The 8,761-nt window shown below is 34.3% G+C and carries 8 protein-coding genes; 7 read left to right on the forward strand and 1 reads right to left on the reverse strand.

What is annotated here, in order from left to right; all coding sequences use genetic code 11:
- The first annotated feature begins 225 nt into the window (after window positions 1-225).
- Both BTO21_RS12860 and BTO21_RS12865 read left to right on the forward strand, forming a co-directional pair.
- Entirely contained in the window at window positions 226-933 is a 708-nt protein-coding gene (locus tag BTO21_RS12860; protein WP_065194193.1) for an EAL domain-containing protein, read from the forward strand.
- Between the two features lie 170 nt (window positions 934-1,103).
- The gene (locus tag BTO21_RS12865) at window positions 1,104-2,009 is read left to right on the forward strand and encodes a VirK/YbjX family protein (RefSeq protein WP_045030359.1); all 906 of its coding nucleotides are present in this window, start codon (window positions 1,104-1,106) and stop codon (window positions 2,007-2,009) included.
- Window positions 2,010-2,135: 126 nt separating this feature from the next.
- Here BTO21_RS12865 and BTO21_RS12870 read toward each other — a convergent pair whose 3' ends face one another.
- Window positions 2,136-2,993 (reverse strand): cysteine hydrolase family protein, encoded by an 858-nt coding sequence (locus BTO21_RS12870; protein WP_045030284.1) that lies wholly within the window; start codon window positions 2,991-2,993, stop codon window positions 2,136-2,138.
- 281 nt (window positions 2,994-3,274) lie between these two features.
- Here BTO21_RS12870 and BTO21_RS12875 point away from each other — a divergent pair, with 281 nt between their 5' ends.
- The 5 genes from BTO21_RS12875 (at window position 3,275) to BTO21_RS12895 (ending at window position 7,665) form a co-directional block, all read left to right on the forward strand.
- Window positions 3,275-3,652 carry a hypothetical protein gene (locus tag BTO21_RS12875; RefSeq protein ID WP_045030282.1) on the forward strand — a complete coding sequence of 126 codons (378 nt, stop codon included), beginning with the start codon at window positions 3,275-3,277 and terminating at the stop codon, window positions 3,650-3,652.
- Window positions 3,653-3,847: 195 nt separating this feature from the next.
- Window positions 3,848-4,117, forward strand: a complete 270-nt coding sequence (locus BTO21_RS12880; protein ID WP_045030280.1) for a hypothetical protein — start codon at window positions 3,848-3,850, stop codon at window positions 4,115-4,117.
- Between the two features lie 474 nt (window positions 4,118-4,591).
- Entirely contained in the window at window positions 4,592-6,052 is a 1,461-nt protein-coding gene (locus BTO21_RS12885; protein ID WP_045030278.1) for a peptide MFS transporter, read from the forward strand.
- 220 nt (window positions 6,053-6,272) lie between these two features.
- Window positions 6,273-7,112 (forward strand): isopenicillin N synthase family dioxygenase, encoded by an 840-nt coding sequence (locus BTO21_RS12890; RefSeq protein WP_045030277.1) that lies wholly within the window; start codon window positions 6,273-6,275, stop codon window positions 7,110-7,112.
- Between the two features lie 157 nt (window positions 7,113-7,269).
- Window positions 7,270-7,665 (forward strand): DUF1090 domain-containing protein, encoded by a 396-nt coding sequence (locus BTO21_RS12895; protein ID WP_105026843.1) that lies wholly within the window; start codon window positions 7,270-7,272, stop codon window positions 7,663-7,665.
- Window positions 7,666-8,761: the final 1,096 nt, after the last annotated feature.

Consider the following 8,761-nt stretch of genomic DNA (forward strand, 5'->3'; position numbering starts at 1 on the left):
TTTTTAACTAATGTTAATTGAAAGTGTAATATGTTAATTTTACTATCACCAGTAATGGGGTGATAACTGTTGTTGATATAAGAAATAAATGAGTAATATAATAATTTATTATGTTAACTGCAATAAAAGTATATATAACATTATATTTATTTTCTTGTAGTATGATTCGTTTTTGGTATATATTACAGTAATATTATATCTTTAATAGATGGAATCAGTAAATGTATGCATAGTAATGTATTTTTTATGTATCAGCCTAAGTACCACAATGATTTATTATTTGGTTATGAAGCCTTATTAAGGAGTGATAATAATGGAGGTTTAGTTTGTCCTTTTTTAATCGTAGATAAGAATAGTGGTGATAATAAGTTTGATTATTTTATTATTAACAGTGTTATTGATAGCTTGTCGAAAATATCTGATAAAGAAGTCATAGATAAAGTAATATCGATTAATGTCAGTGCTAGATTTATGTCAACTATTATAATATTGAGTAATATCAACATTGAAACTATAAGTGAATTAAACTTACATATTGAATTTGAAATATTAGAGGGCGATAAAATAATAAATTTTAATATTTGTAATGAAAATATTAATTTATTAAAAATGATTGGAATTAGCGTCAGTATCGATGACTTTGGCAGTGATTATTCTTCAATAAGACGATTAATCAATCTTAAAAATGTTAATTTTATCAAATTGGATAGAATATTAGTTCGAGATATTGAAAATCACCCAGAATTAATTAAATCAATAAAGATTCTGTTTGAATTTATTTGGAGCATGAATTTTAATATTATTGCTGAAGGCGTTGAAAAGGAAGCAACGTTGACATTGCTCAAATCGATCGGTATTGAATACTTTCAGGGTTTTTATTTTTCTAAGCCATTGCGCTTGGAGAATGAAGTCTATCCGCTAGAATTTGATTGATTGCTGTGAAAAGATGATTTTTTAGATTTAAGCCTCTAAAGTGGGTTTTTTTTAGGCTTTAAGGTATAATATGCATCAATAAGATATCTTTATGGTATAAATCGATTGATAAAAAATACAACTAATCGATAATGGTATACTTAGTGTACCACAAAAGAATTAACAGTATGATAAAGTTAAATACTTCTCTTAATAACCATGCAAAAATTATTTATCCTGATAGTCAAGCTGCTAAATATTCACCGTTATGGCGTTATCGAGTAAAATTTATTCTTCGTGCAATGTACTATCATAAAGCATTTGAGCATATCACTTCTGGAATTGACCCTTTTTTGCTCGATACTTTATGCCAGCGTAATTCTCGTTTTTTAGAGAAGTCATTTCGTCCTTATGTGATTTATGGCACAAGTGCTATTGAACGCGCACAATTTGTCGTACAGCACTTTGATTTTGTGTCTAAATTACCGCCACATATTAGCGATGCTATATATAAAGATAGTAATGGATTAACATTATGTGACTTTACAGTTGATGATGTTGATTACTCTTTTAAATTGACTTATTACTCTCGTTATCAAAAAGAGGGTGATATGAGTTTAACTCTCTTTAATGATGTCGATGAAAACTTTTATACTCTTACATTTGCCATTCGGAATGTAGAAGGGAAGCGTCAATTAATCATTGGTGGTTTACAAGGTCCGGCTAGTAGCCCTGAAAATAATCAAAAAATCAAATTACTGACTAAAGCGTTATTTGGGCAGCGTCCAAAAGATTTAATGATTAAAATGATCACACTTATCGCTAATACTTGGGATGTTGATACGTTACTTGCTATTAAAAACAGTTCGCATACTTATTCAGCTAAGCGTTATGCTACTGGTAAAATTAAGATGGATTATGATAAACATTGGTTAGCATTAGGTGGTACTGAATTTGATCAACATTTATATCAGTTAACCCTTGATGATATTCGCCGTAATCCTGAAGATATTTCACGCCCTAAACGTGCAATGTATCGTCGACGCTATGAGTGGCTAGATAATACCAAAATGCTTATTGAACAGAAGCTAAAATAATTAAAGAGTCGAGTGAGTAGATTTATCGCTGATCCCCTCTTTTATTGAAAAGTACGAAACAAGCGGCGACCTAATTAGGTCGCCGTTATTTTTATGTTATTCATCTTCCTGCCTAATATGTATTATTTAACCAATGATAGCGTCAGTTGTTGTTGTCATCTTCACGCCTAAATTTGTCATATTATCAATAAAGGTTTTTGCTTGTTGCTCAAAGCCAGCGACAGGGCTGGTCGTATCAATCAGGATTATTAATTTATTTATATCGTTAGGTGATAGCTTTGCGACAATTTGCTCGACAGTGCTTGCGACACAATGTGATAGGGCTTGCCCTGAAATAAAGACGTGATCACTACTTTTAACAAGATCAACTAATTGTGGATCAAATTGAGTCTTTGCATCATCGATAAACGGGTATTCAGCTTCGCAACCACCATAGTGTTCTGTATGTGGATTTTCACCTTTTGAAATGATCTGATGGTGAATTGCGGTCTGTATTTCCCATGCATTAATTGCAGCCTCAATAGGGGCAACAATACTGTGTCCTATTGAATCTATAACACAGTGAGTTGGCCAGATAATAAGGCAGTATTTACCTGTTTGTTCTAATGATTGAGTATAGCCAAGCACATGGTTAAGCATTTTTAATTCAGTGGGTTGCCATATACCCTCAACAATATCTTGGTGGCTAATTAGCGTAAAGGGGGCGGGATGCTCACCTTGTTTATTTTGCCAATAAATGGAATGAGCAATATCGTATTCATGATGGCTATCGAGCGTCACAACGATATTGTTAATGTGGCTTTGTTGATTATGAATAAATGTAGCCAGTCTATTGGCATCTTCCCATGAATGAGGAACAGGAAGTGCGGGGGAAATCGTCTGTTGTTCTAAGTCAGAATTGACAGTGAACTGTTCGTTTTGTGGAACATTATAAAAGTCATATTGAGGATCAATAATGAGTAATGACGTTATTTTTTGATGCATTGCATACTCCTTTATGCCTTGAGAAGGTGATATGGATTGGGTTTGTTAAAATTAACAAACTGAGCAGAATATACGTGGGTGAACGTTAATTGCAAAGAAATAACAGTGTTGTCTTAACGCTGCTCTGTTTTTATGCATTATTGTGAATAAAAAGAGTGACTTCGCGCTATATCGTCATTTCAATTATCCACAGTAATCTAGTCTTCAATGCCTATTGAGGTAGTATTTTGTGAGAAAACGCTCATAATCGTGCCATATAACATTTAAAGAAGAAATTACCTATGACTAACTTTCAATACTACTTTCATAAACTTCCTTGTTTCAACTGTCAAAAAAACACAGTAAGCATTGATCTTGGTTGGTTAACGGCAGCGATGAAAGATGATGTTCTAGCGCAAGTGAGTGCGATTATCGCACAAGGCAATGTTGAACAAGAGTTTTCAGTCAACGTTACTTGTACCAAAGACGAAGCACGTGATTATTTATTACTGAATTTCTACGGTTATTCAGAAGAAGCACTAGCGAATCACATTAAAGCTGAAGATGATCAAGAAGTCGCAGATGAAATCGCAGAGCTATTAGCTGGCGGTAGCGATAAAGCCGTCTTTGAACACGAAATCGTACTGCAAAGTTGTACTGATTGCGGTATTGATGAATAGTCAAACCAAGCGTAATCATTAAACGTAAATATGTGCGTCATACGTAATATGATGTTCTATTTATTTAAGGCGTTAGCAGAGTAAAGTTTGCTAACGCCTTTTTTGTTGCTGCGGTTTTTCATACGAGCGTGATATATTTCGCATTAATAGGTACATTGAAACCACACTTTACTCATTAAATAGGTTTATAACAGAATGAACAATCCAACGGATTTTTACACACTAAAGCCAGAAATTATTTCGCGTCCAGAGTCTGAGGGTTCATTAGCCACTAAATCATCGATGTTTATTAAACAGACTCGCGTGTATATCCAAAATGTTCAGGAATTCGTTGATAATGAAGATAACGATGATAACGAAAATAAGAACAATAACCCATTTGGGGTTGAACGCTATGCACTTTGGCCTCGTTTACAAAAAAGCAAAAAACGTTTAGAAGAGCGCGGTTATATATTTAATTTTTAAATCCACTATTTGTCATAGTAACGAGAAAAACATAGGACAGCCATAAAATTGGATTAGATGTGACGGTTAAAATTACCGTCATTTCCTTCGGTGAATGGCTGCGAGTGCGATAGGAAATCTATTTACAGTATGTTGAAATTTTAAAGAGTATAGTTATGGGTGTCCTATATTTTTTCCTGTTTTTTTATTAAATATTAGCATTCATAAATAGATAACATTGCGGCTACGTTAATTAAGTAGCTATTTGAATTTATTTAAATCTGATTGCGGCATAATAGCTTTTTATTGTGTGTGATTTAATATGAAACTCAATGTTATTAATATTCGGAAGATATAATGTAAAATATAAGATACTGAAAAAGTATGGATAATTCTCTTGAGCATGAATATAAATGCTGTATATATATTCATAGTTAAGCTGTATTTAAGGGATTAAATGCAAAATTCTAACATTATTATTCATATGGAGTCGCCATGCAAATTACCTCGCAGCCTAAAGGGCTTTTTCACCTAATTGCTATTCAAATGTGGGAATATTTTAGTTATTACGGCATGCGATCGTTACTTATTTTATTTTTAACCCAAAAACTTTTAATGTCAGATGAACATGCTTATGCGTTATATGGTGCGTATACGTCTTTAGTTTATGTGACACCCATTTTAGGGGGTTATTTAGCAGATCGCTATTTAGGTAATTATTGGTCTGTTGTTATTGGTGCACTATTAATGGTTGCCGGTCATGCTGTACTCAGCATTCCAAGTGATGATCATATTACACTTTACTCAGCACTAACATTAATTATTTGTGGGTATGGTTTTTTTAAAACGAATTCAAGTTGTTTATTGGGTGAGTTATATAAAGGCCATGAAAGTGCGCGTGATTCAGGTTTCTCTATTTCTTATATTGGCGGTAATATTGGTGCAGCATTGGCTCCAATGCTTTGTGGTTACGCTGCGAGCCGTTGGGGATGGCATATCGGCTTTGGTTTAGCGGGTATTGGTATGTTCCTTGGCCTTATCATTTTTAGTTTTGGTCGTCATAATTTTGCTCACGTACAAAAAGTAAATAAAGAAGCGTTAACACGTAAAACGGCAGGGATCAGTCACTGGCTATTGATTCTAATTGCTTTTATTGCAACAGCGGTTGGCTTAGTCTTTGTATTAAAAGACGCGTTAGCAGGTTATATTTTAGCAACAATAATTGCGTTCTCAGTCTTTCAAATGATTGGCTTATACCGTAAGAGCAGCAGTGATGATCGTAAGAAATTACATTCTATTATGTATTTTATGATATTTGGTATGGTATTTTGGGCCTTTGATCAGCAGGGTGGTAGCTCAATTAGTCTGTTTATTGAACGTAATATTAATACTGATTTCTTGGGTTATCATATTCCGACGGCTTTCTTTCAATCCGTAAATCCTATTGCCGTTATTATCGGTGGTGCTGCAATAACATGGCTATGGAAAGTGCTGGCTTCACGTCAAATATCAGTACGTACGCTAACAAAATTGAACATGGGCTTATTATTGTTAACTGCTGGGTTTAGTTTAATTACACTATCATCAAAATTAGCGATGGTCAGTGGACAAACAACCTTCCTATGGTTATTTATAGGACTGTTCTGTATTGGTATTGCAGAGTTATTTATTGATCCCGTCGCGCTTGCTGCAATTACTCGTATGAACCCACGTGGTGCAACAGGTACGATGGCTGGTATCTACATGCTAATCAGTGGCTCTATTGCTAATTATTTAGCGGCAAACATTGCAGAGCTAACAGCAACCAATACTCCTCAAGGAACAACACTCGATCTCATTGCTTCTGCTGCACAATATCATCACGTATTCCAATCTATTTTATTGGTGAGTGTTGTTGTGTTAGTAATGGGTGTCTTGATTGATTTTAAAAATCGTAAAAATCCAGAACTTAGTTAACGCTCATTGTTTCATTCGATCAGGGGAAATATATAGAAGCGGTCACCTAATTAGGTGACCGTTGGCTTAGTGTCATTTGACCTTATTAGCAATGAGAATAGTGCCTTTCTCTCGTATTTGCGTGGTGTATCCTTGTTATAAATATCTTTCTTAAATAGAATGCTCGCGCTCAGCAAAACGTCTAATAATATAATAAAAAAGAAAGTAAGGAATAATAGCAATGAAACTAGAAGCTGTAGATTACACCGCAGAGAATGCGAAACAGTTATTTGTTGAATCTCTGCGTAATACAGGATTTGGTGTACTTAAAAATCACCCGATTCAGCAAAAATTAGTCCAAAATATTTATGATAATTGGTATAAGTTTTTCAATAGTGTAGAAAAATCTGATTTTCATTTTAATGTTGAAACGCAAGACGGTTTTTTTTCAAGTGAGGTGTCAGAAACGGCAAAAGGACACACTCAAAAAGACATTAAAGAATATTTTCATTACTACCCTTGGGGTCAATGTCCGACTGAGCTCAAGCAAGAAATACAGCAGTATTATCAAGAAGCTAACGAGCTTGCAACCGAACTATTGGCTTGGGTTGAAGAATATTCACCTAACGCCATTTCCGCAAAATATTCTCAATCACTTTCAAGCATGATCGATGGAAGTAACAAGACGTTGTTGCGGGTGCTTCATTACCCACCATTAGACGGTGATGAACAATTAGGGGCGATTCGAGCGGGTGCGCATGAAGATATAAACCTACTGACTATTTTACCTGCAGCAAATGAACCGGGGCTACAAGTACTTGCTAAAGATGGTACTTGGATGGATGTTCCTTGTGATTTTGGTAATTTAATCATTAATATTGGTGATATGTTACAAGAAGCATCAGATGGCTACTTTCCATCCACGACTCACCGCGTTATCAATCCAGAAGGTGCAGATAAAGCGAAATCACGTATATCATTACCACTGTTCCTTCATCCAAAACCTGACGTTGTTCTCTCTGAAAAATACACGGCACATAGCTATTTAATGGAACGCTTGCGTGAGCTTGGTTTGATCTAAACCATGATTAAAAATCCAATGTTGTGATTACAGCCTTATTCTGATTAGTTATAGAATGAGGCTTATTAAATTTTAGATATTTATATAAAAAACAATTGATAAATGTAATCCCAATGTAAAATATTAACTATGATACATTTAATTACTAGAGGTAATAATGTTAAAAAATATCGCTACACCTACTATTCTGATGACTATATTTTTACTTTCAACGACAGTTCAAGCTACTGAAATCACTGGTTGTTCGGTTAAAAAGCAAGAAATTAAGACTCAAATTAGCTACGCCAAAGAATATAACAATACCTACCAGCTTAAGGGCTTACAAAAAGCATTAGCAGAGGTTGATGATAACTGTACAGATGAATCACTAAAAGCTGAACAATTAAAAAAAGTAGCGAATAAAGAGAAAAAAGTAGAAGAGAGAAAACAAGAATTAATAGAAGCAAAAGAGAGTGGAAAAGAAAATAAAATCAATAAGAAAGAGAGGAAACTACAAGAAGCGATAGATGAACTTCAAGATGCGAAAAACACCTATTTGCATTATTTTAAATAAGATAATTCAGTGGTATAAAATAATTAACTATTTTGTACCTATACGTGTAAATATTATAGATAAAAAGGTCACGAGTGTGGCCTATTAGATAAACAATAATAAAACGGTTACATATAAATAATGTATTAATTAACTTTTCCAACCCTGTCCAAATATATGTGTAATTGCCAATTATTAACTTAATCATATTAAGAATAGGTAATTAAGACCAAGCAAGAACTTGAATCTTTTGTGAAGGAAGCTGCAAAAGGTTTAAATCTTCATCAATATTTCCTCGATTTCAGCAAAAAAAACATCAAAAAAACATAGGACAGCCATAAAATCACACTAGATATGACGGATAATAATACCGTCATTATTTGCCGTGAATGCCTGCGAGGGCAATAAGGAATCAACTCACAGCGTGTTGAATTTTCGAAGTAAAGATATGGGTGTACTGTGTTTCTATAATCCGTAAAAAAACATAGAAAAAACATAGGACAGCCATAAAATCACACTAGATTTGACTGATAATAATACCGTCATTATTTGCCGTGAATGCCTGCGAGGGCAATAAGGAATCAACTCACAGCGCGTTGAGTTTTCGAAGCAAAGATATGGCTGTCCCTATGTCTGTCCTATGCTACATCATAAAATTTAATGTGCTTCACTGGCGTCTTTAAGGCTCAATCACGCATTGAGTAGATCACGGATAGCCTCGTTTCTCGACTTTCGAGATGACGGATATTGGGCTGAGTGAATGCCAATTATTGCTGAATGCGAAGAAATGCAAAAAATATAGAACAGCCATAAAATTTGTAAAGATATGGCTGTCCTGTATTTTAGTCCTATTTTACTGTGTGTCTAAAGTAGATAGCCCTTACAGGACAAGGCCTAGCGCTGTTTTAGGTGGTGGGAATTCGTTTTTTCAAAATAGTGCATTCAATTGTCATAGTATTAAAAGCGTTTACATTAGTCCCTGCATGGACAAAAGATAGGACACCCATAAATTCCATTCAATAGTTGTCCTATGCTACATCATAAAATTTAATGTGCTTCACTGGTGTCTTTAAGGCTCAATCATGCGTTGAGTAGATCACGGATAGCCTCGTTTCTC

It is taken from the genome of Photobacterium phosphoreum (genome assembly GCF_002954725.1).
Taxonomy (GTDB): domain Bacteria; phylum Pseudomonadota; class Gammaproteobacteria; order Enterobacterales; family Vibrionaceae; genus Photobacterium; species Photobacterium phosphoreum.

Excerpts from the sequence above, each read along its gene's own strand:
- BTO21_RS12890 (WP_045030277.1), top strand. The coding sequence starts at position 6,273 with ATGAAACTAGAAGCTGTAGATTACACCGCAGAGAATGCGAAACAGTTA.
- BTO21_RS12875 (WP_045030282.1), top strand. The coding sequence starts at position 3,275 with ATGACTAACTTTCAATACTACTTTCATAAACTTCCTTGTTTCAACTGT.
- BTO21_RS12870 (WP_045030284.1), bottom strand. The coding sequence starts at position 2,993 with ATGCATCAAAAAATAACGTCATTACTCATTATTGATCCTCAATATGAC.
- BTO21_RS12860 (WP_065194193.1), top strand. The coding sequence starts at position 226 with ATGCATAGTAATGTATTTTTTATGTATCAGCCTAAGTACCACAATGAT.
- BTO21_RS12880 (WP_045030280.1), top strand. The coding sequence starts at position 3,848 with ATGAACAATCCAACGGATTTTTACACACTAAAGCCAGAAATTATTTCG.
- BTO21_RS12895 (WP_105026843.1), top strand. The coding sequence starts at position 7,270 with ATGTTAAAAAATATCGCTACACCTACTATTCTGATGACTATATTTTTA.
- BTO21_RS12885 (WP_045030278.1), top strand. The coding sequence starts at position 4,592 with ATGCAAATTACCTCGCAGCCTAAAGGGCTTTTTCACCTAATTGCTATT.